At 66.4% G+C, this 23,272-nt stretch carries 30 protein-coding genes; 17 read left to right on the top strand and 13 right to left on the bottom strand.

What is annotated here, in order from left to right; genetic code table 11:
* Positions 1 to 4: 4 nt before the first annotated feature.
* The 3 genes from ACIBCN_RS19680 to ACIBCN_RS19670 all read left to right on the top strand — a co-directional run bounded on the left by ACIBCN_RS19680 (position 5) and on the right by ACIBCN_RS19670 (position 2,263).
* On the top strand, positions 5 to 916 hold the full coding sequence (locus tag ACIBCN_RS19680; RefSeq protein WP_396993004.1) for an oxygenase MpaB family protein: 912 nt from the start codon (positions 5 to 7) through the stop codon (positions 914 to 916).
* A gap of 479 nt (positions 917 to 1,395) precedes the next feature.
* On the top strand, positions 1,396 to 1,809 hold the full coding sequence (locus ACIBCN_RS19675; RefSeq protein ID WP_396993003.1) for an arsenate reductase ArsC: 414 nt from the start codon (positions 1,396 to 1,398) through the stop codon (positions 1,807 to 1,809).
* 52 nt (positions 1,810 to 1,861) lie between these two features.
* Positions 1,862 to 2,263: a VOC family protein gene (locus ACIBCN_RS19670; protein ID WP_396993002.1), complete on the top strand. Its 402-nt coding sequence runs from the start codon at positions 1,862 to 1,864 to the stop codon at positions 2,261 to 2,263.
* Here ACIBCN_RS19670 and ACIBCN_RS19665 read toward each other — a convergent pair whose 3' ends face one another.
* Positions 2,264 to 3,025 carry a helix-turn-helix domain-containing protein gene (locus ACIBCN_RS19665; RefSeq protein WP_396993001.1) on the bottom strand — a complete coding sequence of 254 codons (762 nt, stop codon included), beginning with the start codon at positions 3,023 to 3,025 and terminating at the stop codon, positions 2,264 to 2,266.
* Positions 3,026 to 3,133: 108 nt separating this feature from the next.
* Here ACIBCN_RS19665 and ACIBCN_RS19660 point away from each other — a divergent pair, with 108 nt between their 5' ends.
* The gene (locus ACIBCN_RS19660; RefSeq protein ID WP_396993000.1) at positions 3,134 to 3,715 is read left to right on the top strand and encodes a dihydrofolate reductase family protein; all 582 of its coding nucleotides are present in this window, start codon (positions 3,134 to 3,136) and stop codon (positions 3,713 to 3,715) included.
* A 7-nt stretch (positions 3,716 to 3,722) separates the two neighbouring features.
* Here the strand turns inward: ACIBCN_RS19660 and ACIBCN_RS19655 are convergent, their stop codons facing one another.
* Positions 3,723 to 4,229 carry a hypothetical protein gene (locus tag ACIBCN_RS19655; protein WP_396992999.1) on the bottom strand — a complete coding sequence of 169 codons (507 nt, stop codon included), beginning with the start codon at positions 4,227 to 4,229 and terminating at the stop codon, positions 3,723 to 3,725.
* A 227-nt stretch (positions 4,230 to 4,456) separates the two neighbouring features.
* Between ACIBCN_RS19655 and ACIBCN_RS19650 the strand changes: the two genes are divergently transcribed.
* The 5 genes from ACIBCN_RS19650 (at position 4,457) to ACIBCN_RS19630 (ending at position 9,429) form a co-directional block, all read left to right on the top strand.
* The gene (locus ACIBCN_RS19650) at positions 4,457 to 5,227 is read left to right on the top strand and encodes a dienelactone hydrolase family protein (RefSeq protein WP_396992998.1); all 771 of its coding nucleotides are present in this window, start codon (positions 4,457 to 4,459) and stop codon (positions 5,225 to 5,227) included.
* A gap of 213 nt (positions 5,228 to 5,440) precedes the next feature.
* Positions 5,441 to 6,832, top strand: a complete 1,392-nt coding sequence (locus ACIBCN_RS19645; RefSeq protein WP_396992997.1) for a bifunctional lysylphosphatidylglycerol flippase/synthetase MprF — start codon at positions 5,441 to 5,443, stop codon at positions 6,830 to 6,832.
* A gap of 8 nt (positions 6,833 to 6,840) precedes the next feature.
* Entirely contained in the window at positions 6,841 to 7,782 is a 942-nt protein-coding gene (locus ACIBCN_RS19640) for a threonine/serine dehydratase (RefSeq protein WP_396992996.1), read from the top strand.
* 87 nt (positions 7,783 to 7,869) lie between these two features.
* A complete protein-coding gene (locus tag ACIBCN_RS19635) occupies positions 7,870 to 8,415 on the top strand; it encodes a thioredoxin family protein (protein ID WP_396992995.1) in 546 nt (181 codons plus the stop codon).
* Between the two features lie 90 nt (positions 8,416 to 8,505).
* Positions 8,506 to 9,429, top strand: a complete 924-nt coding sequence (locus ACIBCN_RS19630; protein ID WP_396992994.1) for a hypothetical protein — start codon at positions 8,506 to 8,508, stop codon at positions 9,427 to 9,429.
* On the opposite strand, the gene ACIBCN_RS19625 is transcribed toward ACIBCN_RS19630, so the two are convergent.
* A complete protein-coding gene (locus tag ACIBCN_RS19625; RefSeq protein WP_396992993.1) occupies positions 9,426 to 10,610 on the bottom strand; it encodes an MFS transporter in 1,185 nt (394 codons plus the stop codon). The genes ACIBCN_RS19630 and ACIBCN_RS19625 overlap by 4 nt on opposite strands.
* An 83-nt stretch (positions 10,611 to 10,693) precedes the next feature.
* Between ACIBCN_RS19625 and ACIBCN_RS19620 the strand changes: the two genes are divergently transcribed.
* Positions 10,694 to 11,134, top strand: coding sequence for a MarR family winged helix-turn-helix transcriptional regulator (locus ACIBCN_RS19620; RefSeq protein WP_396992992.1), 441 nt, complete (start codon positions 10,694 to 10,696; stop codon positions 11,132 to 11,134).
* A gap of 43 nt (positions 11,135 to 11,177) precedes the next feature.
* Entirely contained in the window at positions 11,178 to 11,891 is a 714-nt protein-coding gene (locus ACIBCN_RS19615) for an SGNH/GDSL hydrolase family protein (RefSeq protein ID WP_396992991.1), read from the top strand.
* Here ACIBCN_RS19615 and ACIBCN_RS19610 read toward each other — a convergent pair.
* The 3 genes from ACIBCN_RS19610 to ACIBCN_RS19600 all read right to left on the bottom strand — a co-directional run bounded on the left by ACIBCN_RS19610 (position 11,888) and on the right by ACIBCN_RS19600 (position 14,357).
* The gene (locus tag ACIBCN_RS19610) at positions 11,888 to 12,499 is read right to left on the bottom strand and encodes a dihydrofolate reductase family protein (protein ID WP_396992990.1); all 612 of its coding nucleotides are present in this window, start codon (positions 12,497 to 12,499) and stop codon (positions 11,888 to 11,890) included. The genes ACIBCN_RS19615 and ACIBCN_RS19610 overlap by 4 nt on opposite strands.
* Before the next feature lie 74 nt (positions 12,500 to 12,573).
* Positions 12,574 to 13,290, bottom strand: a complete 717-nt coding sequence (locus ACIBCN_RS19605) for a class I SAM-dependent methyltransferase (protein ID WP_396992989.1) — start codon at positions 13,288 to 13,290, stop codon at positions 12,574 to 12,576.
* Positions 13,291 to 13,400: 110 nt separating this feature from the next.
* The gene (locus tag ACIBCN_RS19600; RefSeq protein ID WP_396992988.1) at positions 13,401 to 14,357 is read right to left on the bottom strand and encodes a GlxA family transcriptional regulator; all 957 of its coding nucleotides are present in this window, start codon (positions 14,355 to 14,357) and stop codon (positions 13,401 to 13,403) included.
* A 152-nt stretch (positions 14,358 to 14,509) separates the two neighbouring features.
* Here ACIBCN_RS19600 and ACIBCN_RS19595 point away from each other — a divergent pair, with 152 nt between their 5' ends.
* Entirely contained in the window at positions 14,510 to 14,959 is a 450-nt protein-coding gene (locus tag ACIBCN_RS19595) for a hypothetical protein (RefSeq protein WP_396992987.1), read from the top strand.
* Between the two features lie 3 nt (positions 14,960 to 14,962).
* Here ACIBCN_RS19595 and ACIBCN_RS19590 read toward each other — a convergent pair whose 3' ends face one another.
* From ACIBCN_RS19590 to ACIBCN_RS19580, 3 genes are all read right to left on the bottom strand, one after another.
* Positions 14,963 to 15,316, bottom strand: coding sequence for an HPF/RaiA family ribosome-associated protein (locus tag ACIBCN_RS19590; protein WP_396992986.1), 354 nt, complete (start codon positions 15,314 to 15,316; stop codon positions 14,963 to 14,965).
* A 121-nt stretch (positions 15,317 to 15,437) separates the two neighbouring features.
* Positions 15,438 to 16,097 carry a VC0807 family protein gene (locus ACIBCN_RS19585; RefSeq protein WP_396992985.1) on the bottom strand — a complete coding sequence of 220 codons (660 nt, stop codon included), beginning with the start codon at positions 16,095 to 16,097 and terminating at the stop codon, positions 15,438 to 15,440.
* 258 nt (positions 16,098 to 16,355) lie between these two features.
* Entirely contained in the window at positions 16,356 to 16,694 is a 339-nt protein-coding gene (locus ACIBCN_RS19580; RefSeq protein ID WP_396992984.1) for a hypothetical protein, read from the bottom strand.
* 160 nt (positions 16,695 to 16,854) lie between these two features.
* Between ACIBCN_RS19580 and ACIBCN_RS19575 the strand changes: the two genes are divergently transcribed.
* Complete coding sequence (locus ACIBCN_RS19575) at positions 16,855 to 17,610, top strand: AAA family ATPase (protein ID WP_396992983.1); 756 nt, start codon at positions 16,855 to 16,857, stop codon at positions 17,608 to 17,610.
* Between the two features lies 1 nt (position 17,611).
* On the opposite strand, the gene ACIBCN_RS19570 is transcribed toward ACIBCN_RS19575, so the two are convergent.
* Both ACIBCN_RS19570 and ACIBCN_RS19565 read right to left on the bottom strand, forming a co-directional pair.
* Positions 17,612 to 18,016 carry a hypothetical protein gene (locus tag ACIBCN_RS19570; RefSeq protein WP_396992982.1) on the bottom strand — a complete coding sequence of 135 codons (405 nt, stop codon included), beginning with the start codon at positions 18,014 to 18,016 and terminating at the stop codon, positions 17,612 to 17,614.
* A 103-nt stretch (positions 18,017 to 18,119) separates the two neighbouring features.
* Complete coding sequence (locus ACIBCN_RS19565) at positions 18,120 to 19,055, bottom strand: phosphotransferase family protein (RefSeq protein ID WP_396992981.1); 936 nt, start codon at positions 19,053 to 19,055, stop codon at positions 18,120 to 18,122.
* A gap of 197 nt (positions 19,056 to 19,252) precedes the next feature.
* On the opposite strand from ACIBCN_RS19565, the gene ACIBCN_RS19560 reads away from it, so the two are divergent.
* Complete coding sequence (locus ACIBCN_RS19560; RefSeq protein ID WP_396992980.1) at positions 19,253 to 19,519, top strand: glutaredoxin family protein; 267 nt, start codon at positions 19,253 to 19,255, stop codon at positions 19,517 to 19,519.
* 412 nt (positions 19,520 to 19,931) lie between these two features.
* Positions 19,932 to 20,435 (top strand): hypothetical protein, encoded by a 504-nt coding sequence (locus ACIBCN_RS19555; RefSeq protein WP_396992979.1) that lies wholly within the window; start codon positions 19,932 to 19,934, stop codon positions 20,433 to 20,435.
* 138 nt (positions 20,436 to 20,573) lie between these two features.
* Here ACIBCN_RS19555 and ACIBCN_RS19550 read toward each other — a convergent pair whose 3' ends face one another.
* Both ACIBCN_RS19550 and ACIBCN_RS19545 read right to left on the bottom strand, forming a co-directional pair.
* Entirely contained in the window at positions 20,574 to 21,722 is a 1,149-nt protein-coding gene (locus ACIBCN_RS19550) for a hypothetical protein (RefSeq protein ID WP_396992978.1), read from the bottom strand.
* A gap of 156 nt (positions 21,723 to 21,878) precedes the next feature.
* The gene (locus ACIBCN_RS19545) at positions 21,879 to 22,229 is read right to left on the bottom strand and encodes a hypothetical protein (protein WP_396992977.1); all 351 of its coding nucleotides are present in this window, start codon (positions 22,227 to 22,229) and stop codon (positions 21,879 to 21,881) included.
* A gap of 152 nt (positions 22,230 to 22,381) precedes the next feature.
* Between ACIBCN_RS19545 and ACIBCN_RS19540 the strand changes: the two genes are divergently transcribed.
* On the top strand, positions 22,382 to 22,792 hold the full coding sequence (locus tag ACIBCN_RS19540; RefSeq protein WP_396992976.1) for a pyridoxamine 5'-phosphate oxidase family protein: 411 nt from the start codon (positions 22,382 to 22,384) through the stop codon (positions 22,790 to 22,792).
* Between the two features lie 82 nt (positions 22,793 to 22,874).
* Positions 22,875 to 23,270 carry a helix-turn-helix domain-containing protein gene (locus ACIBCN_RS19535; protein ID WP_396992975.1) on the top strand — a complete coding sequence of 132 codons (396 nt, stop codon included), beginning with the start codon at positions 22,875 to 22,877 and terminating at the stop codon, positions 23,268 to 23,270.
* Positions 23,271 to 23,272: the final 2 nt, after the last annotated feature.

The following is a 23,272-nucleotide window of genomic DNA, read 5'->3' as shown; positions in this document are numbered from 1 at the left end:
CACGATGACCGCGTCCGCCGCCCTCGAATCCACCAGCGCGCACACGCCCGCGCCACGCCGCCCGTTCGAGCCGGGCACCCGCCTGTGGGATGAGACCGGACTGATCACCTTCTCGCTGACCGCGGGTTCGGCCTTCCTCTTGCAGACCATGGAGCCGAGCATCTCCGCGGTGGTCGACGAGCACTCCACCTTCCGCACCGACCCGATGGGTCGCGCCCTGCGCAGCATCGCGTCGGTGATGATGTGGATCTACGGCGGCGAGGAAGCCCTCGCCGAGGCCGATCGACTGCGCACCATGCACGCCTCGCTCAACACCACCGACGCGCACGGCGTCCGGCACAAGGCGCTGGCTTCCGGGCCGTGGGCCTGGGTGCTGCACACCGGAACGTTCGCCTTCGCCGAGAACGCGAAGTATTTCGCCCGCGACCCGCTCTCCCCAGCGGAAAAGGAGGCGGTCTACCAGGAGATGGTGCAGTTGATGCGCAACTTCTCGGTGGCGCCCAAGGAGATTCCGGCGAGCTACCCCGAGTTCGAGGCGTTCTTCGCCGACATGGTGGCGAACCAGTTGGAGGCCACCGGCACCGCACGCGACTACCTGCGGGTGATCCGGTCCGTCGCGCCGCCGAAGCAGTTGCCGCGCGTGTTCGCGCCCCTCTGGCGCCGGGCCGTCGCGCCGGTCGGACGGATGCAGTACTTCGTGACGGTGGGCACGACACCCGAGGTCGCACGGGAAAAGCTCGGCCTGACCTGGAGCGAGTCCGATGAGCGCAAGCTGCGGGCGCTCGGTTGGGTGATCGCCCGTGCGGTTCCGCTGCTGCCGGAACGGGTTCGGTACTTCCCGATCGCCTATGAGGCGCGCCGCCTCGAGCGTGATCGCGCGCGACTGCGCAGAATGATCGACTTCCGTCCGATCTGAGGACTTCCGATGACGGCGCTGTGACCACCGGCCACAGCGCCGTTTTTTATTGTGCAGCAATAGCTTTCAATACCGCCCCGTTCGGATGCCTGCCGCGTTCCCAAGGCAACACATTGCGCGCCAATGACTCTCGACCTGCGCGCGTCGCGCGAGCCGATACCGACGCCCACCCACTTACGAAACCGACCAGTCCGAAAAGGGTGTCCTGTCGATCCCGTCAGGAATCGCACCGCAGTAATCGCCGTCCTTCCTGGCAACCGCTGTGCAGCAATGACTTTCGATATCCAGCACCCCCAGCGCAAACCGAACCACACCGGGTGTCAATGCGGACGAGGACCTGTCCGCAGTAACGATCTTCGCAACGCTGGTATACGTATCCCATACGCTTCGACAGCGTTTCGGCCCCAACACGCCGGATAACCCTTATCTGGCAGCACAGACAATCCCTGCTTCAGATCCGCTCACCGAAAGGCGCTTCTATGCCGCACAAGCCCAGCGTGCTGTTCATCTGCGTGCACAACGCGGGCAGATCGCAGATGGCCGCCGGGTTCCTCAACGCGCTCGCCGGCGACCGGATCGAGGTCAGGACGGCAGGCAGCGCGCCGGCCGCCGCGCTCAACCCGATCGCCGTCGCCGCCATGGCCGAGGTCGGCATCGACATCGCCGGCCAGACCCCCAAGGCGTTGACGATGGACGCGGTTGGCATCTCCGATGTGGTGGTGACCATGGGCTGCGGCGATGCGTGCCCGTTCTTCCCCGGCATCAGCTACCGCGACTGGCCGCTCCCCGATCCATCTGAGCAAACTATCGACGTGGTCCGCACCATCCGGGACCGCATCCAGATCCTGGTCGAGAACCTCATCGCCGAACTCGTCCCCGCCCTGGCCCGCTGAGCTGTCCGATTCGTTCAAGACCGGCCGCGGCGTGGCTGGCTACGGTGCTGACATGACTCCACAACTCGACTTCGTCGGCATAGTCGTCACCGATATGAGCGCCTCGGTCGCCTTCTACCGCCGCCTCGGCCTCGACTTCTCCGCGGGCTCCGAGCAAGAGCCGCACGCCGAAGCCGCCCTGCCCAACGGTTTCCGGCTGGCACTCGACACCGAGGCCACGGTCAAGTCCTTCCACATCGGCTGGCAACACCCGACCGGCGCGGGCCGGGTCGGGCTCGCCTTTCGCTGCGCCGATCCCGCCGAGGTCGACTCCGTTTACACCGACCTCATCGAGGCGGGTTACCACGGCGAGATGAAGCCATGGGACGCCTTCTGGGGTCAGCGCTACGCCGTGGTCCAAGACCCGGACGGCAACGGCGTCGACCTCTACGCCGCGCTGCCGACCGCCGACTGATCAGCCAGTCGCCAACAGCAGGTCGATTCCGTCCGGCACCGCGGCAGCTGACCGAGTCAGCACCTGCCCCAACGGCATTCCGGTGAGATCACGCACCTCCCGCGCCAAGTGCGCCTGGTCCGCGAACCCGGTCGCCGCCGCGGTGTCGGCGAACGACACTCCACTGCGCGCCGCCGCCAACGCGCGTTGCATGCGCAACACCCGCCCCAGGGTTTTGGGTCCATAGCCGAACGCCGCCAGCGAACGCCGATGCAGCAGTCGCGCATTCAGCCCGGCCGCCTCGGCGGTCGCCGCCACCGACCACCCCGCGGCCAACGCCGCCACCACCCGCCGCAGCACCGGATCGGGTGGGTCCACCTCCCCCGCCCGCCGCAGCGCGATCCGCTCCAGCGCCAGTACCGGATCGTCGGCCGCCGCGAGCTGCTCGCTGAGCCGCCGCACCGTTCCCGACGCCCACACATCGGCCAGCTCGATCCGCCGATCCCGTAATTCCGCCGCGGGCACACCGAGCAACGCGGGCGCCGTCCCCGGAAAGAACCGAATACCGGCGTACCGCGTCCCCACCACCGCCGCCGGGCGATGGGCTCGGGTATCCGGCCCGGCGATCACCAGCCGCTCACCAACCCACAACAGATCAATGCATCCATCCGGCAGCACCGGCGAGCCGGCGTCCGCCGCCGTTACCGTCCGCGTCCACACGACGGCCTGCCCGAACCTGGACGGCCGCTCCCGATACCCCAGACCATCCCAGGCATCGTCCACATCCCCGACGCTACCGCCACCCCCCGACATGTCTAATCGGGCAGCGGTGAGTTTCGGCGTGCGCCATCGTCTTACGTAGGACCGATCTCCCCGAGGGAAGGAAGTACCATGCAGATCCTGGCTCGCCTGTGCACGAGTGCCGACGGATACATCACCACCCCGAACGGCTGGCCGCCGCAGGTGGTGGATCCCGTCCACGCGCCGGGCAGTCACGGCATCGCGGAGTTCCTCGGCAGCTGCGAGGCCGCGCTGATGGGCCGCACCACCTTCGAGCCCGCGCTGACCAACAACCGGTGGCCGTGGCCGGATCTGCGGGTGTTCGTGCTCGGGTCGCATCGTCCGGCGGGCACACCCGACCACGTCACCGTCGACAGCGATCCGGTGCGCCTGCTCGAGCAGCTGCGCGCGGCCAACCGCGGCGGCGACGTCCACCTCATCGGCGGGCCGCGCACCATCGAGACCTTCCGCGCGCTCGGCGCGCTGGACAAGCTCGAATTGGTGGTGCTGCCGTTCTTGCTCGGCGGGGGCATGCGGCTGACCGATTCGCTGGATCCGAATATCGGGCTGACCTTCGAGAGTTCCCGCGCGTTGCCGGGCGGCTCGGTCGAAATCGTCTACGCGGTGGACCCGCAACGCGAGTTCGCCCGGGCCGACGGTCCGAACTGGGCGCCCGCCTCGCAGCGGAGCTGACGCAGGCTCAGCGCGGAGCTGGGACCGGGAACACGCCGCGCGGCACGACCCGGACGAACGCGTCGGGGTGTGCGGCGGCGATTTTCGAGTCGGGATCGGTGCAGCCGACCGTGACATCGCCGACCGGGGCGGCGGAAAATGTCCACACCGTCAGCCAGTCCTTGCCATTCATCGATTCGGTCTTCTTCACATCCGAGGACCGGAGATCTTCGTTCCGGCCGGAACTGTCGACCACCGTGCAGCGCAGCTCATTTGCGACCGGTCCCCACTCCGCGGGCATCCGGATATCCATCACGGCGTCGGCCGGAACGGCGACTTTTTTGGTCTCGCCGAGCGCGATCCGCACGCCGCCACCGGTTTCGCTGTCGTCACCCGCCGTGGTGGTTGTCCCTTCCGAACTGGAAGTCCCCGGATTACTCGACGCGGACGATTCCTTGCCCGCTGACTTGTCGTCGGAGCACCCCGACACCACCACCGCGACCAGCGCCGGACCCACCAGCCAAATCAATTTCACAGATCAAACCCTCTCGTCGCGCCCACTTAACCGGCGATTGGTACGGATCAGCGATCGAACTGCGGGGGTGCCCACCGTGACCACGTGCGCGCCGCCGACAGACAGAGCATGACAACTTCGGAGTCGAATGGAGACTACACGCGCCCGAAATCGCCGAATTATTCAGTAATTTGCCGGAGTAACGTTGGCTCGTTCGTTGTCACCATTACTCCACGGAGACTCGTCTGATGACTTCACCTGTCGCGTTCCACGCGGTCGACATTCCACTTCCCGACGGCACCGCCGACGCCTACTTCGCCCATCCCGACGACGGCGGCGCACATCCGGGCCTGCTGTGCTACCCGGACGCGCTCGGCCTGCGACCCTGGTTGCGTGAGATGGTGGAAACCATTGCCGCGCACGGGTTCGCCGTACTCGCGCCCAACTTCTTCTACCGTTCCGGCCACGCCCCGGTGGTGCCCCTGCCGGATTTCCGCGAGCCGGACGCGATGGGCACGTTCTTCGCGGCCGTGGCCCCGGCGCGGGCGGAACTCACCCCCGACAAGGCCATGCAGGACGCGCACGGCTACCTCGCGTGGCTGTCCGCCAACGATCTGGTGGCCCCCGGCGCGCTCGCGACGACGGGCTACTGCATGGGCGGCAGGCTCGCGTTGCGCACCGCCGCCACCTTCGGTGACCAGGTGGCCGCCGCGGCCAGCTTCCACGGGGGCTTTCTGGCGGCCGAGGACCGGCCGGACAGCCCGCACCACACCGCGGGCGACATCACCGCGGAACTATTCATCGCGCACGCCGATCACGACTCGTCTATGCCACCCGAGGACATCACGCGCCTCGAGCAGGCCCTGGACACGGCGGCCGTGCGCTACGCCTCGGTCGTCTATCCCGACGCCGAGCACGGTTTCACCATGCGGGATACGCCCGCGTATAGCGAGGACGCGTACGCGCGTCACCTGCACGATCTCCTGGCACTGCTGAATCGCGCCTTCGCCCCGGAATAAAGGCCATATCATCCGATGTTTTGGCTGGAGTCGGCATCGACTCCAGCCGCCAGGCCGGACTGTGCCGCGACGCGACCAACCGGCCGGTTTTCGGGGGCCGTTGCCGCTGGAACCGCCGGTTCCGCATAGTGTTGTGAGTAGGCGATCATCGGGAGGACCACATGGCAAAGCTGGTGTGGATGGAGGAACGCGACAACGGGGCGGAGTCCAGGCGTGAGTGACGAACGGGGCACGGCAGCGGCGGCGCAGCGCTACTCGGCACTGACCGGGTATCGGCAAGCCGCACTCACCACCACCCCTTCTACCCGTCCGGTCTTCATCGGCGTCGCGCTGATCGTCAGCGTCTTCCTGGTGTACGCGGCCCACCCCGCGGCGAAGGACGGCGCGGACCACGCCTGGTTCGTCGGCATCGCGGTGGCAGGCGTATTCGTGGCTCGCGGGCTGCACCTGCGGCGGCCGATCACCTTGGCGCACTTCGCGGTCGCCGTCCTGGTGCTGGCGATCGCCAGTCTCGCCTACCGCGCGGAGCACCCCGGCATCGGTTTCGTGCTGCTCGCCTCCAGCGGATTCATCATGGTGCTGCCGCAGTCGAGCAAGCCGCAGCCCGAACAGCTGTATCGCGTCGCCGAATTGGTCGGCCGGACCGAGCTGGACCCGCTGGCCCCGTTCGCACTGCACTCCTCGAAAACCTACTTCTTCAACGCGAATTCGACCGCCGGGATCGGCTACCGCACCCGCTTCGGCATCGCCGTGGTGGCGGGCGATCCGATCGGCGACCGCGCCGCCTTCCCCGCCTTGCTCACCGAGTTCTCCGAATTCGCGATCAACCAGGGCTGGCGGGTCGCGGTGCTCGGCGCCAGCCCGGACCTGGCCGCGATGTGGCAGCGCCGCGCGCTGGATCACCGTGGGCTGCACGCCGTCCCGATCGGCCGCGACGTGGTGATCGACGTGGACACCTTCGCCATGGTCGGCAGGCACTACCGCAACCTGCGCCAAGCCGTCAGCCGCACCCGCAATTTCGGCGTCAGCACCGAGATCGTGGACGAGTCCGCGCTCACCGACGCCCAACGCGACGGACTGCTCGCCATCGTCGACTCGTGGGGCAGGGGCAGGCAGACCCGAGGGTTCTCGATGATCCTCGACCACCTGCTGGACGGGCGGAATCCGAACATGCTGGTGGTCATGGCCAAGGACGAAGACGGCACGCTGTCCGGGTTCCAGCGCTACGGCGTGTCCAATCGTGGCCGCGAACTCACCCTCGACGTGCCGTGGCGGCGCAAGGACGCGCCCAACGGCCTGGACGAGCGGATGATCATCGACCTGGTCGACTACGCCCGCGAGCACGACATCCATCGAATCTCGTTGGCCTTCGCGCCCTTTCCCGAGCTCTTCGCCGACAAGGAGAAGTCGCGCACCGCGAAGCTGATCTATGTGGCGGTGCACCTGGGTGATCCGCTGATCCGGCTCGAATCGCTGTATCGGTTCCTGCGCAAGTTCCACGCGCTGACCGATCAGCGGTACGTGCTGATCCGCTGGCGCGAGGTCATCATCGCGGCCGCCGCGCTGCTTACTCTGGAGTTCGCACCGCACCGCCGCGAACACTGAGGACGCCGATGGAACTGACCCACAGCGATATCAAAGCCGCCGTCGAGCGGGTGGCAGGCCGGGTCCGGCCGATCACCGTCGCGCCCGCCGACGACCGGAATCGGTGGCTCGCGCTGGAGTTCCTGCAGCACACCGGCAGCTTCAAAGCGCGTGGCGCGCTGAACTTCCTGCTCACCCATCGAGAGAACGGCACGCTGCCGGACGCGGGCGTCACCATCGCCTCCGGTGGCAATGCCGGGCTGGCCTGCGCCTGGGCCGCGCGCAGTGAGGGCGTGCGTGCCACCGTGTTCCTGCCGGCCACCGCCCCGAAGGTGAAGGTGGACAGGCTGCGTTCCTATGGCGCCGAGGTCACGCTGATCGGCACGCAGTATGCCGACGCGCTCGCGGCCAGTCGCGAATTCGCGGCAACGACAGGCGCTTTGCTGTCGCACGCCTACGACAATCCGCTGATCGCCGCGGGCGCGGGCACGCTGATGGAGGAGATCCATCAGTGCATCCCCGACCTGGACACTGTGGTGGTCGCCGTCGGCGGCGGCGGGCTGTTCGCCGGAGTGGCCACCGCCGCAGCGCATTACGGCGTCCAGACCATCGCGGTGGAACCCACCCGCTGCCGTGCCCTCAACGCGTCGATCGAGGCCGGTCGGCTGGTCGACGTGGAGATCGATTCGATCGCCGCGGACTCCCTCGGCGCGCGCCGAGCCACCGAACTGGCCCTGCACGCCGCGCAGCACTACGACGTCACCTCGGTGCTCGTCGACGACGCCGACATCATCGCGGCCCGCCGCGCGGTCTGGGAAGACCGCCGTCTCGTCGTCGAATACGGTGCCGCCACAGCGCTTGCCGCACTCCATGGCGGCGACAACCCGCCGCCGTTCCGGTCCGAGCCGGACGAGAAGGTGTGCGTCGTGGTGTGCGGCGCGAATACCGACCCCGCCGATTTGACGACGTAGCGCGCGATCGCGCCTGCCGGATTTCCGGCGAACACTATCGAGCGGCGTTAGGCTCGTACCGTCTTCGATCCCGACGGAAGCATTTCCATGGCGCTCGCATCCCGCATGGTTCCCCTCGGCACACCGGCACCGGACTTCACGCTGCCCGATCTAGATCAGCGGACACATTCGCGCGCGGAGTTCGCGGACGGGCCAGGCCTGCTCGTCGTCTTCGCGTCCAACCATTGCCCGTACGTCAAGCATCTCGAATCGGCGCTGGGTGAGGTCGTCGATTCGCTACCCATACCGACGGTGGCGATCTGCACCAACGACGCCGCCACCTACCCCGACGACGCCCCGATCCGGCTGCGCGACCAGGCCATTCGCGCGGGCTGGACGTTTCCCTACCTCGTCGACGAGGCACAGGAGGTCGGCCGCGCCTTCCAGGCCGCGTGCACCCCGGACTTCTTTCTCTACGACGCGGCCCTCACCCTCGCCTACCGGGGCGCCTTCGACGAATCCACGCCGGGCAACGGAAAACCGTTGACCGGCAATGAATTGCGCGCCGCCATCGAAACCGTGCTGGACGGCAAGCCGGTGCCGGAACCGCACCGGCCGAGCATGGGCTGCTCGATCAAATGGCGGGCCGGCTGACCATTCGGGCGCGACAAGCAGCCCCGGGTGGGCGAAAATGGCGCGAGACAACGTCGCAGGACCTGACCGTCCAACGAAAGGGGTGGGACGTTGGCAACCATCGTCCTCGTACACGGGATCGCCCAGGAGCAGGCCGCGGCCGACACGCTGGAAGCGCAATGGCTGCCGGGGCTAGCGGGCGGGGTGCGCAATCACGGCGACAACGACCTCGCTGATCGCCTGTGGCGCAACGGTTTACCGGGTGACATCTCGACCAGAATGGCGTTCTACGGCAATCAGTTCCTGGCCAAGGGCGCCCAGGGCGGCGCGGTCGGCGACCTCGACGACGAGCAGCTCGAGCTGATGGAGCAACTCGCCGAGCAGTGGCTGGCGACGGCCGCCGAGCACGCGGGCGACCAACGCGACCGGGCGACCGCCCAGCGCCTGGCCGCCGTGCCGCCGCCGGGCGCCCGGCCGCAGGGCGTCCAAGCCGCACTGCGCCCGGCACTCAACGCGCTGGTCCGGCTGCGCTGGTTCGCCCCGTTCGGCGTCGGGCTCGCCGAGAAGTTCGTGGTGCGGGCGCTTTCCCAGGTGACTCGCTACTTCACCGATCAGGCCGTCCGGGAGTACGCCCAGCAGCAGGTGCTCGCGCTCGTCGGCCCCGAGACCAAGCTCGTCGTCGCCCACTCCCTCGGCTCGGTGGTGGCCTATGAGGCATTGCACCGCGTCGACCAGGAGGTCGCCCTGCTGACCATGGGCTCGCCGCTCGGCCTGCGCACCGTCATCTACGAACGGCTCCGCCCGCAACCGTCCACCGTCCCCAAATCCGTTGCCAGCTGGCACAACCTGGTAGATCGCGACGACCTCGTCGCCGCCCACCTCGACCTCGCCCCGTTCTTCCCACCGTTCCCCGGTGCCGACATCGCACCGATCACCGAGGAACCACTGGACAACGGCGCGAGTCCGCACGACTCCACCAACTACCTGACCAAGGCGATCACCGGCGGCATCGTCGCCAAAGCCCTGACTTCCTAACGGTTCTCAGCAACAACCTGCGTTCTCGCAGACCCCGCGTCCGGGGTGCGATCACGCCACAGCAGGTAGACCGCCAGCGCCGATCCCGCCGCGGTCAGCACCGCGCCGACGAGCGGAATCGACCGCAGGCCCGATCCGTCACCGGTCACACCGCCGCCCAGCCACCCCGCGCACGCCGCCGCCAGTTGGAACCCGGACGCGTTGACCGCGACGGCCAGCGTCGGCGCGGCGGCGGCCGCCATGACCACCCGGGTCTGCATCCCCGGAATGATCGCGAACGCCAGCGCACCGATCACGAAAGTGAGTACCGCAGCATGGATTTGATCGCTACCGACCAGCCAGAACAGGAATAACGCACCGGCCAAGGCCGTAAGCAGACCCGCTACCGAAGGTAGCAACGCCCGGTCGGCCAGCCAGCCGCCGGCCTGGTTGCCGACGACCGCGCCGACGCCGTACACCAACAGCAGGACCGGCACCGTACTGGCGGCGAAACCACTGATATCGGTGAGCAGCGGCGTGATGAACGTGAAAACGGTGACCACGCCGATATTGCCGAGCGCCGTCAGCGCGATCGCCCAGCGCACCGCGCGATCACCGAAGACACGCGACTCACCGAGCACCGATCCGCGCGCTCCGGGCTGATCCGGCAGGAACCGGAGCACCAGCGGCAGCGCGGCTGCCGTACACAACGCGACGGCAACGAAAGTCGCACGCCAACCCCAACTTTGACCGATAACGGCCCCGATCGGCGTGCCGAGCACGATGCCGAGATTCATCCCAAGCGCCACCCGCGCGACGGCGGCGGCTTCCTTACCCGGCTCGGCCGTGGACACCGCGGTAGCGATCGCCACCGCGAAGAACGTAGCGACGACCAATCCCGCCGCGCCCCGCATTACTAGCAGCACAGCGTAATTCGGCGCGATCGCCGATCCCGCATTCGCGAGCACCGAGAACAACACCAGCCCGGCGACGAGCGGCTTGCGCGCCACCCGCGCCGTCAACACGGTGACCACCGGCCCACCGACGATCATGCCGATCGCGTACGCGGTCACCAGCATTCCCGCCGCCGCCACCGAAACCGATAGTCCATCAGCGACTTCCGGCAATATCCCGGCGATCACGAACTCCCCGGTGGTGAGACTGAAGACCACCAACATCAACGAAAAGACAGCAGGCCGCATCACAGCATCCCCATATAGTTCTAACTCAAATGATGTGAACTAGAACTATCACAGTTCGAACCAGTAGCGCTAGACTCGGCGAAATGACGCGCCAGACCCCGACGAACGTGGACACCGAACTCGACCGGGACGTCTGCAAGCTGGTGCACCGGTTCACCCACCGGCTCGACGTGCACGTCCGTCGCGTCGCCGAACAGCTCGAACTCACTCCGTCACAGGTCATCGCCCTGCGCGAACTGTCCGAGCCGATTACCGCGCGAGAGCTGGCCACCCGGATGTCCTGTGAACCGTCGAACGCGACCTTCGTCCTCGACCGGCTCGAACAGCAGGACCTGATTCGCCGCGAACCACACCCGACCGACCGTCGCGCCAAACAAATCGTGCTGACCCCCACCGGCAAGCGCCGCCGCGCCGCCGCGGTCGAGCTGCTCGGTGCCGACTCCCCGCTCACTTCGCTCACCGCCACGCAACAGCAAGCCCTCCGCGACCTATTGCATGCCATGGCCGCCGAAGACCAGGACTGACAATCGCTTGATGTAAACATACGTACGCACGTATTGTTTCTATATGACCGTGACGATCCCCAGCACCGAAGAAACCGATCCGTACTGCCTGCCACCTTTGGAGGCCGCAGCACTGCTCTACGACGCCCCCTGGCAACGATTCGCCGTGATCGGCGACAGCCTCTCCGCGGGCACCGGCGACCCGAGCCCGGGCTACGCGACCCTCGGCTGGGCCGACCGCGTCGCCGACGTCCTGCGCCGCGTGCGTCCCGATCTCGCGTATCTCAACACCGCGGCGGACGGGGCGACCACGCTGGAAAGCCTACGGCGGCAAGCTGATCGAATGCTGGAGTTCGCTCCCGACCTACTGCACCTACCATCCGGTGCGAACGATATCGTCCGCCGCACACCGGATTTCGGCGATATCGAACAGCTCCTGCGCGATATGTACCGCATGGCGGCGAGCACCGGCGCGCAGCTCACCGCTTTCACCCTTGGCAAAGCCTATGTGGTGCCGGTCTTTCCGGACTGGCGTGATCGCATCCGCCGGGTCAACGACATCACCCGCGCGCTGGCCGCGGAATACGACGCCACCGTCATCGACATGTGGGACCACCCGATCAACAATCGCCCGAACCTGTTGAGCGCGGACGGTATTCACTTCACCACCTCGGGCCAGGCGGTGCTGGCCGCCGAAGTGGTCAAGCAGCTCGCGCACCTGCTCGACGCACCCGAAATGCGGGCCGTCCACGACGGCCCGCATCTCATCGATCGCTAGTCCTTGGGCAGCGCGGCCTTCGCGTCCTCGTAGCTGCCGGTGGGCGCCGACTCGTCCTTGGTGTAGACGAGGTGCAGCACGCCGGTGGTGAAGGTCTCCGAGGAGAGCAGCCGCAGCGGCAGCGTCGCGTCATTCTCGTCGAACAACCGCAGGCCCTTGCCGACCGTGATCGGGTGCACCAGCAGGTGCAGCTCGTCCAGCAACCCGGCCCGCAGCAGCTGGCGCACGATGGAGACCGAGCCGCTCATGCCGATGTCGCCGCCCGGCTCGTTCTTCAGCGCGGTCACCGCCTCGACCAGATCACCCTTCAGCACCTCGGAATTGCGCCAGGGCAGGTCGAGATCCTGATGCGACACGACGATCTTGCGGGCATCGCCCATCGACTTGGCCATGCCCGCGTCCTCGCCGCCCGCGGTCTCCCGCTCCGGCCACGCCGCCGCGAAGCCTTCGTAGGTCACCCGGCCGAACAGCAGCGTCTCGGCGGACCCCAGCTGCGCGCCCACCGCCGCACCCATCTCCTCGTTGAAGTACGGGAAGTGCCAGTCCTGCGGGTCCGCCACGACGCCGTCGAGCGCGACGAACATGCCTGCGGTGATTTTCCTCATCATCCACTCCTTGATCAGTTGAACCTGTGTTGCCTGATCTGACGAAGCGGCGATCGGAAACTCATCGGCCCGGCGAGTCAGACCCGTTCAGCCTCCACTACCCAGATCGGCAGCAACATCGAACCCGCCGCGTCGAACTCGAGCTGCGCACCGCTGCGGTCCATCACCGCCTTGAACTCCGGTGACGGCTTGATCGCGGTCAGCTTGCCCGGGCGCAGCTCGGTGAGGTTCCAGTCCGGCGCGCGGAAGGTCGCACGCAGTTCCGCCTCGCCGATCGAGTACGGGGCGTACGTGTCGCTGTAATCGGCTTCGGAGAAACAGAATTGGATCAACCGCGCGCCGGGCCGCATCACTCGGCGCAGCGCGGCCGCGTGCGCCTTGCGCTGCTCAGGATCGAGACAGTGCGCGAGGGCACTGCTGACGACGGTGTCGAACCGTCCGTCGTATCCGGTGAGCACGGTCGCGTCCGCTACCGCGAACGACACGGTGACGCCGCCCTCGGCCGCCTTGGCCCGCGCCTTCTCGATCGCCGTCGGCGCGAAATCCAGGCCGGTCACCTGGTAGCCGAGTCCGGCCAGGTAGATCGTGGTATCCCCGGGGCCGCAACCGATATCGAGCACGTCACCGGTGATTCGGCCTGCCTGCTCGAACTCGACGAGCAGCGGCTGCGGCCTGCCGATCTCCCACGGCAGCCGGTCCATGGGGAGGCCCTGCACGATGGTGCCGCCTCGATAGGCCTCTTCGAAATCGATGGAGGACGGGTCGATCTGGGGTGTTCCGTCATTGTCGGTCATAGCTGAAACCTGTCCCTCGCCTTGATGGTGGATCGGGAATTCGACAGGTGAATTCTAACCAGAAACGGAGTAAGTGTCTCCGGTTTGACGTGACACACTTTCGCCGCGGTTCAGCCCCCGACGCCGGACCCGTGGAACGCCGCACGATAGCTGTGCGGGCTGGTGCCGACCACCCGCTTGAAACGATCCCGGAAGGCGGTCGGCGAGCCGAAACCGACCTGCCCCGCGATCCGGTCCACCGGATGCGCGGTGGATTCGAGCAGATACTGAGCCTGGCGAATCCGGGCCCGCAGCAACCACTGCAGCGGGGTTGTTCCGGTCTGCTCCCGGAAGCGCCGGTTGAGCGTGCGGGTGCTCATTCCAGCGTGCGCGGCGATCTCATCGAGGGTCAGATCCTTCGCGAAATTGTCCTGCAGCCAACGCGTTACGGGTTCAAGCACCGAGCCGCGCGGGGTGGGTGGCTGGTCGTGCACGATGAATTGTGCCTGCCCCCCTTCGCGTTCCAGCGGAACGACGGACAGGCGGGCCACGTCGGCGGCGACGGCGGATCCGTGGTCACGGCGAATCATGTGCAGGCACAGGTCGATTCCCGCGGCCGCGCCCGCCGAGGTGAGCAGCTGGCCGTTGTCGACGTAGAGCACATCCGGGTCGACCTCGAGCGCGGGGAAGCGCGCGGCGAACTCGGTGGCCGCGACCCAGTGTGTTGTCACGCGGTGCCCGTCCAGCAGTCCGGTGGCGGCGAGGACGAACGCGCCGACACAGATCGAGGCGATGCGGGTGCCCCGATCCGCCGCCTGCCGCAGCGCGTCGAGGACTTCGCCGGGGACCGGCAGCGTGGGATCGGCGCAGCCGGGCACGATGATCGTGTCCGCGGCGGCCAAGGCCGTCAGATCGAACGGCGGTCGCAGCGTGAAGGCCCCCGCATCCACCGTCGGCGTGACGCCACAGACCTGCACCCGGTAGGCGGCTCGGCCGTCGGGCAGTCTGGCCGCGCCGAACACGTCGATCGGCGTCGTGAGGTCCGAGGGAATCACCTTGTCCAGCGCGAGCACAGCCACGACATGCATGGCACTAGAGTAGGTCGCCACTCGATTCGAGCCAATAGCTGTGACCTGCGTCATCCGACAAATCTCGATGTCAGGACGAGTGGCGAGAATCGACCGGTGTGTGGCAGTTTCGCCCGTTCTCCGTCGGGCGATTCACCGCTAGCCTCGCCGCTGTGACGAAGTTTCTGCTGTCGGTCCATGTGCTGGTCGTGATCCTCGCCGTCGGGCCGGTGACGGTCGCGGCGAGCATGTTCGCGCCGACCACGCGCCGAGCCCTTGCCGAACCCGGTAGCGAATCCGCCGTGCTCGCCACGCTGCACCGCATCTGCCGGGTCTATGCCTATCTCGGCATCCTCATCCCCGTCTTCGGCGCGCTCACCGCGCTCAGCCTCGGCGTGCTCACCAACACCTGGCTGATCGCCTCGATCGGCCTGACCGCGGCCGCCGGCGGCGTACTCGCGCTGCTGATCCTGCCCGGCCAGCACAAGATCCTCGCCGACCTGCCAGGAGCAACGCCGACGCTGATCCGCCGACTCGGCATGGACACAGGCATTTTCAACCTGCTGTGGGTCATCGTCACCGTGCTGATGATCGTCCGGCCGGGCTCGACGACCGGGGCCTGATCCCTACTCCGGCGCGGCCATGTGCCTGATCGTCTCGCCGCCCTTGGCGTGGTGCAGCCGACCGAATTTGCTGTCGAGCAGGTGTGCCATGCTGTCCGCCGCGCCGCGCACCGCCTCTTCGAGCGTCTCGCCGCGATGGGTGGCCGCTACCGGATGTTGTCCGGCCGGCCGGGCCTCCAGCACGCACTGCTTGTCTTCCGGGCCGCCCTTCTCGCCGTTCTGGTCGGTCAGGTGAGCCTCGACCCGCGTCAGCTGTTCGCTGAAACGGTCGAGCACCGAAGCGATCTCGGCCTCCGCCCACCGGTTCAGGTCTTCGCCGCCGTGGATGCCGCTTCCGGTATTGATCTGGATCTGCACAGCTTTCTCCATTCCGTTAGGTAGCAAACTCCACGAAACCGACACTACCTGCGCGGACCAAGTGGCCGATGTCATACGAAACAGCCCGGTCCTGGTGGACCGGGCCGTTTGCCGCCGCGGCTCAGGCGCGCTGACCGCGCTTGCGAGCGAGGATGGAGAGCACCATCAGCGGCCCGACCACCGCGATCATCAGCACCGGCGACAGCCACGCCATGGTGTGGACCGGCAGCTGGTAGGCGAGCACAATCCGGAGGGTGGCCTCGCCCACCAGGCCCGCGCCCCAGAGCACGGACATCCTGGTGAACGCCCGGCGCTTGTCGGGATTGGTGCGGTAGGCCGCTTCGAAAGCGGCCACCTTGGCCGGGCCGCCCGCGGCGATCGCCTTGCGCGCCACCAAGTAGATCAACGGCTTGCCGATCATGGCGCTGATCAGAAACGCGAGACCGATCAGCACCGTCGCCGCGGAATCCTTGGCGATCATCATTCGAGGGTCACCACTGATCAACGAGGTGACGAGCCCGAAGACGAAGCCGCCCAGGATAATTGCCGACATCACCTCGAGGCGCCGGGTCCGGATGGCCTGCCCGATCACCATCGCGGCCGAGAGCAGGGTTCCGGCGAGCAGTCCGGCGAAGTCGCTGTAGCCGAGCCTGTGCATGACGAAGTAGGCGCCTACCGGGACGGCGATATCGCGGGCGATCGACGCCACCCAGGCGTACTGCTTGACGGACGACTCGACAGGCTGGTCGACCTTCTCGGTGTGGGATGCGGTGATGGACATCGGGTGCTCCTCGTCGGCGTATTCGTCCGTGCGGTACGAGAATTGACGCTACGGACGCCGGCGAGCCAGCGAATCTGTCAACCATCACGACTGCGGCATGACAGTTGTCATGCCCGGCTACCCGGCCGGGTAGCCGGATCAGCTGCAGCGGAAGTTCGATGATCGCCGGCACCGATCCGTCGATAGTGGCGCACGACTCTTGATGTGGCGCACCGAAAATCGCATGCGCGGGAAGTCAGGAGGCGTGCGGCTGAATGCTCAATCCCACAGTGCCGCAACGACAGTCTGATAGTCGGTCGATGCGAGCGTCGGGCGGCCGGTCGCCAGCAACCACCGCTCGACCGCGCGATCACCGTCGGTGCGATAGGTGCGTTGGTCGCCGCGGGCGATCTCGATGATGCCGCGCCGCACGCGCAGGATCTCCTCATCCGACAGCCGTGCGACGAAACCCTGGTACCCACCGTCGTTTTCGACGTCGCCCACCGTCGACCGCGGTGCCGCGGCGATCAGACCGTGTAGCTGCGCCTCGTCCCCGGGCGCCAGCTGCCACTTCGGATTGGGCTTGTCGGAATGGATGTCGAGCTCGACCTTGATCATGACCGTCCCCCTGACGACAGCACGGCGCTAGCGGAAGCGGCAATTGCGGCCCCGAGCGGAGTCTGCGACAAAGTGGCCTCCTCACGGGCGCCTGAATGGTGGAGATGGTAGCCCCGGTTCGGCCCGCCCACCACTCTTCTCTTCGCACTTACCATGGGGCGTGCGCAAGGGTGTCAGGACAACGGGATTTCTCCGCGAGCTGCGGCTCGCGTCGAACGACGTCGACATGGCCGAATATCCGTTTTGCCTGCCCGCGGTGACGCGTCTCGCCCAGCTGGACGGCCTGCCGCTGGCGCCGGGTGTGACCTTTTTCGTCGGCGAGAACGGCAGCGGAAAGTCGACCTTGGTCGAGGCGCTGGCGGTGGCCGTCGGGATGAATCCGGAGGGCGGCAGCCAGAACTATCGCTTCACCACCCGGTCGACCGAGTCGGTCCTCGGCGATTATCTGGTGGTGAAGTGGGGCATCGACAAGCCGCGCAGCCGGTTCTTCCTGCGCGCCGAGTCCTACTACAACGTCGCCACCCAAACCGAGCGGCTCGGACCAGATCAGTTGGCGGTCTTCGGTGGCGTGTCACCGCACGAACGCTCCCACGGCGAGTCGTTCGTCGACCTGATGCGACTTCGCTTCTTCCCGAACGGTTTGTACCTGCTGGACGAACCGGAGGCGGCCCTCTCACCCCGTGGCTGCATGACCGTGCTCGCGCTGCTGTCGGACCTGACCGCACAGGGCTGCCAGTTCGTGGTCGCCACCCATTCCCCGATCCTGCTCGCGCTGCCCGGCGCGACGATCTACGAGATCGCCGAGGACGGCGACATCGACGAGGTCACCTACGACCAGGCGCTACCGGTCCGCCTGACCAGGGACTTCCTCGCCGAACCGGACCGCTACCTGCGACACCTGATCGACGGGGAGTAAGTCAGCCGCCGAAGACATTGCACGCGTACCCAAGGTGCACGCCGGTCCCGACCCGAAGATCCACACTCGCGACAACGCTGTCGTCGGGCGCCTGCACCGCACTGATCGTGTGCAACCCTTGCGTCGCGGGCACCCAATCCACCAGCGCTACGCCGCCGGACGGTTTCACCAAGGCGAACGGAATTCCGTTGTCGTAGAACACCACCGGCTGCACCACATCGGTCACCTTCGCCTGCGCCTGATAGTTACAACCCGTCCCATAATTGGTCGCCGACCCGAAATTGATCCCAGGCGACATTCGCACCTGCGTCGCCGTCGCGCCCGCCCCCGGCACGGCACATACCACCGCGGCCCCGGCCATTCCCGCAACAACCCCGACTCGCATCCAGATGGTTCGATCCGTCATGAATTTGGTCCTCAGTCCTGGGCACCGGAGCACCACGCACCGGCGAGATACCTTGCATCCTCACTCGCCCGGCGGATCGGTGTGACATAAACCGCCGAATGTTTCAGATCAATGCGCGGATATCGTCGGCGATACCGGGCAGCGGAGCCGTCTCCCCGATGGAGGCGAACCAGTCCCACAGCTCTAGGGCGTGATAGAGCCGGTAGGGCGCCGATCGCTCGGACCAGTCGTCCGGCAGCGAGCCGTAGCCCTGGACAAACGCAGCTCGCTTTACCGGGTCGCCGTGCATCGCGTAATAGTCGGTTTTGGCGAGATCCAGGAGCGGGTCCGCGGCGACGGCATTCTCCACGTCGATGAAACCGGTCACCGTCCACTTGCCCGCGCTTTGCTCGACGAGAATATTTCCTTCGTGGAAGTCGTTGTGGCACAACACTGGTGCTTCGCAGCGACGGAACATATCGGTTCGATTCGCGACGTGCGCGTTGACCGCGGCGTGCAGTGCGGAGTCACCGCCGAGCTCCGCGAACTCGGCGAGCTTCTTGGCGAACTGACGCGTCATGTAGGCGGTGTTATCCGGCTCCGGATCCAGTATTCCGGTCACCAGATAGCCGTAGGCAGGCTGCCCGATGCAATGGATCCCCGCCAGGGTCGCGCCCAACTGCCGGTAGACATGGGCGACCTGCCCCTCATCGAGATCGCCGACGATATGCGATAACGGCTGACCGGGCAGCATCGTCATGACGGTGAACGCGCAACCGAGCGGCCCGGTGTCCGGTTCCACTCGCAGGATCTCCGGAATCGAACCGACCCCGTGTGCGCGCAACAACCGATACACGTAGACCTCTTTGGCCTGTTTCCAGCGCCACTGATCGGCATAGACCTTCACGATCACCGACTCGGCCGGCTCCGCGCAGCGCACTTCATAGACGGAGCTCAACTGCCCACCGGTTCGCGACCGCACATCGGTCACGGTTGCCTCCGGCCATACCGGGCAAAGGATTTCGGCGGCTTGCTCTTGGTTCAGCGAGCGATCGATCACGTCCCTGACCGTAGGTACCAAGACAACCCAGGTCGATTGATTTTCATCTAGGCCGGAGGGTGCACCCGGGCTGTCCATCTTCGGACCGCGCCGCGCGAAAGGGCCGATTAGGCGGTGCCACAGGCGAAAACGCGGGTATACGCTCGGTTGACCTGCACGGGGCGACCCGTGGACAACCGACGCATTGGGGATTGACGATGACCGATTCCAGCCCGTCCACTCCGATCACCGTCTACTGGCGTTGGGGCTGCCCCTTCTGCCTGCGGCTCGGCGCCCGCCTGCGGCTCGCGCGTATCCCCTTCCGCAGAATCGACATCCGCGACCCGAAGGCCGCGGCCGAGGTGCGGGCGATCACCGGCGGGGACGAGATCACGCCGACTGTGCTGGCGAATGGGCACAAGCTGGTGAATCCGAGTATCAATGAGATTCGTGCCGCCCTCGCGGGACCACCCGAGACCGCGTAATACTCAGGGTTAGCAGTCGGCAATCAATTCGAACTCTAATACGTATTCGTTGCCATGACAGTTCTGGATGGGTGCAATTTTCAGTCATTTCAGAGCATTGAACGCACTAATGCGAACTGTCCTGAGCTGGCATTTTGCCGCGCCTCACCGGATGCGCTAACCTTTCCGCGATCCATCTGATTCCGCTGGTCAGGCATGTGGCCGCCGCACATAGCCTGCCCTCGCAGCCGTGATATCGGCCTGCGATCGGGCCCCGGATAATGCGATGGACGCTGTTCACAATTTCTCATGAGTACGCCAAGAGTCTGCTGCACAGTTTCAGATGGCAGCACTGCCAAGAATCCATGACGCACAGGTGGCTCTCGGCTCGGCTACCGGCGTCGCCGAAACAGCAATGGGAGGTAGCGTTTCTATGCGCACATCAAAGGTTCTGGCCGGCAGCGCGCTGGCGATCGCCGCGGCAATGCAGATCGGCGTCGGCGGTATCGCGTCGGCCGCGGCGGGCGAGTCCCTGGCCGTCGCCGGTACAGCTATCGATGACAAGGGAAACCTGCTGGTCGACATTGTTTTCACCTGCGCCGAAGGTGCGAAGCACAAGATGCTCAGCGTCGCGGTGACCGAAGACGCCAAGAAGGCCGAGGAGGGCAAGGAAGCTCCCGCACCGACCGAAGGCACCGGCATGGCCGATATCGACATCAAGATGAAGGACGCTGACGGGAAAGAAGAAGTAGAGAAGGGGTGCACCGGCTCGGAGGAGCGCCGGACCGTCAGCGTCGAGCCGGATGAAGGCATGAAATGGTCGAAGCCCGGAAAGGGCACCGTGAAAGTGTCGTTCAGCGACGATATTCTCTTCAGGACGGAAACCACCGGCGCTCAATGGGTGGCGGAAGAAAGCACCGACGGCAGCGGACGCTGACGATCGCCATCAGCGCGAGCGCGGGGCAGGACTGACACCACATGCTTGCAGGGGGCTCGACATCAACCGAGCCTCTCGTCCGGCGTGGCGGGTCTGCACAACGGCCGGAACCCGACACACCCAGTCCGAGGGCGCGATTCACATGAACGACGACTCCTTGGTCAATCCGAGCGATTCGTCGCCACCGGTGATGATCGGCTGACAGTTGCCGACGCCGGTCGCGCCGGTGGAATCGGTTACCCGGACCACGGTGTCGCGGATCTGATGTAGGCGGCGGGCGGATTCGTAGGTGGAGCAGTCCTCGATCCGCTCGCCGTCCACGTGCAGACCCGGTCCGAGCCACGAACCGTGGTGTCGCCCTTCGAAGCCGAAGTAAAGCCCGGCACCGAGATGAAACCCGGTGTCCGACAGGGCTTCCACCTTCAGCACTCGCTCGGCACCGTCCTCCGTCGTCGCATGGATCTCACCACCACGCAGCCGCCGATTGTCCGGGTCGAAGGACAGGTCGGGCACCAAGTCCTGCCACTTCTCGAACCGGCCGTCGGCGTGCTCGACACCACCCATCACCGTTTTGCTGAAAAACCCGTCCATCTGCACGATTTGGTAGTGCAGGTGCAGTCCGTACCGTGACCCGTCCGCCCGCGTCATCAGAATCGGCGCCCAGATCATCCGGAACGACACCTCCGGCGGCAAATCCATCGACTCCACATCACCGAGCGGCACCCCGACGTCATACCGCACACCCCACGAGTGATCCCTGGTCGACACCCAGTCCTCGAATGTGGTCCGCACCCCATCGGTGCTGACCCATCCTGAGGCAGTACCGATCTGGTGATAGCGCACCAGATCCGACATCACCCGATATCCGCGCCGCATGTGCGTGCGATCCTCGAGCTGCGCGGGCATCGCCGCCTCGAACGTCCACTCGAAAGACACCGGCTGACAGTCGTTTTCCGCCAGGCTGAACCGAATCTCCCGCAGCGGCCGCACGATCTCGTACTGGATCGGCCCCACCGACAGCACCTCCGGCGTCGGCATCAACGTCCGACTCCCCCGCACCGTCACCTGCTCAACCCCCCGCGAAACCCCCGCGTACCCATCGAGCACATTGCGATTCTTGTACTGCCCCAACCCGAACCCGAGCTGCACCGACCCATCCGGCGCACACGCCATCGCGCACACCTTCTCGGTCCACGCCAAGTCACTGGTGCCGACCGTAGCAACGGTATCGACAATCTGATGGTTGAAACCTTCGTCAGCAGCGCCGAGCGGCCCGATCGAATTCACACCCCCGTCCTAACACCCCAACCAACCCCCGTCGACCACCCATCCCACCCACCGGGCACCGCATCGACTTGACGCACATTGCATCCACTTGACGTGTGCTGCAGCCTGCGTCAAGAACGTCAAACCTACGTCAAGTCGGAACTACAGCCGGGGTGATCAGCGGCGGCGGAGGCGGGCTCGGGGGATCTGGCCGTCGGCGGGTGTTGCTTCCTGGCGTTCGCTGGCGAGGGCGAGCATGGCGAGGCCGGTGTCGCGGATCAGCATGTCGAGGTCTTCGACGAGGGTGGTGATGGTGTCGCGGACCTGGGGTTGGGCGACCGGGTCGAGGGCGTCGAGTACGTGGTGGAGTTGGAGTCCGACATCGAACAGGTGGCGGACCAGCCGGTCGCTGGCATCGGCGAATTCGGCGCTGCTGCCGGGCTTTTCGAGGGGGGCGTCGACGGAGCGGTGCGGCAGGCGGACGCGGGTGGAGTTGCCCGTGTAGCCGAGCCGCGCAGAATATGGCATGTAGTCCTCCTCGATCGATACATGGCTCGACGCCACACTCGAGCCACCCTTCGGGACTCCAGGCAATGTCCAATTTTACGGATACTCGTGCGATTTTCGCCATCGCCTGTCCATGCCCCGAAACGATCCGCGACAGGTGGGACAATGGAGTCATGCCCGCATACCGCGCAAGCGAGACGCGTGAGCTGTCGGTAGAGGACTCCCTGGACCTGCTCCACACCGTCCGATTCGGCCGTATCGCGTTCTCGCGGCATGCTTTACCCGCGATCCGCCCTGTCCGGCACACGGTCGTCGACGGCTGCATCGTGATCGCCGCGGACCCGGCCATGATCCGCACCCTGCACAGACAGGTCGTCGCCTACGAGGTCGACACCATCGATCACCAGACCAACCTCGGCCGCTGCGTGATCATCACCGGCGTCGCCGCCACCGTCACCGACCAGCAGGAGCTCGCCTACTACCAGCCCCACCTGCACCCGGAGACCGTGCTGGACGGTCAGCTGATCGTGATCGACCCGGACATCATCACCGGCATCGAATACATCGACAGCAACGGCGCCTGATCCCGCCCGCGTGCCGAGTCCGCTTGTCTGCCGTGGGCGAACATCGGCCGGATCGGATCCGCGAGGTGCCAGACTCGTCGATATGGCAGCAGCAGAGGATGGCGTGGTAGTCGATCTCGATGCGCACCGTCGGAGCGAGCCGCGGCGGAGCAGGGTCGCACCCGAGCCACGCCGCGACCCGGTCGATGCGGCATCGCCGCTGCTGCGTGCCGTCTATGGCGAAGTGTTGCGCGACGAGCGCCGAGATCAGGACCGCACGCTGGCCGATGTCGCGACCGAGGTCGGCATGTCCAAGCAGTACCTGTCCGAGATCGAGCGGGGACGCAAGGAAGCGTCCTCGGAGATGCTGCATTCGATCTGCGGTGCGCTCGGATTGTCGATCGAGTCGCTGCTTTTCCGCGGCGCTCGGAGACTGGGCGCGCTGCGGCATCTCAGCCGCCCGGTCTCCGAGGCGCGCGTCGAACTGCTCGCGGCCTGACC

It is taken from the genome of Nocardia sp. NPDC051052 (assembly GCF_044456045.1).
Classification (GTDB): domain Bacteria; phylum Actinomycetota; class Actinomycetes; order Mycobacteriales; family Mycobacteriaceae; genus Nocardia.
This window is presented reverse-complemented; position numbering and strand designations above follow the sequence as displayed.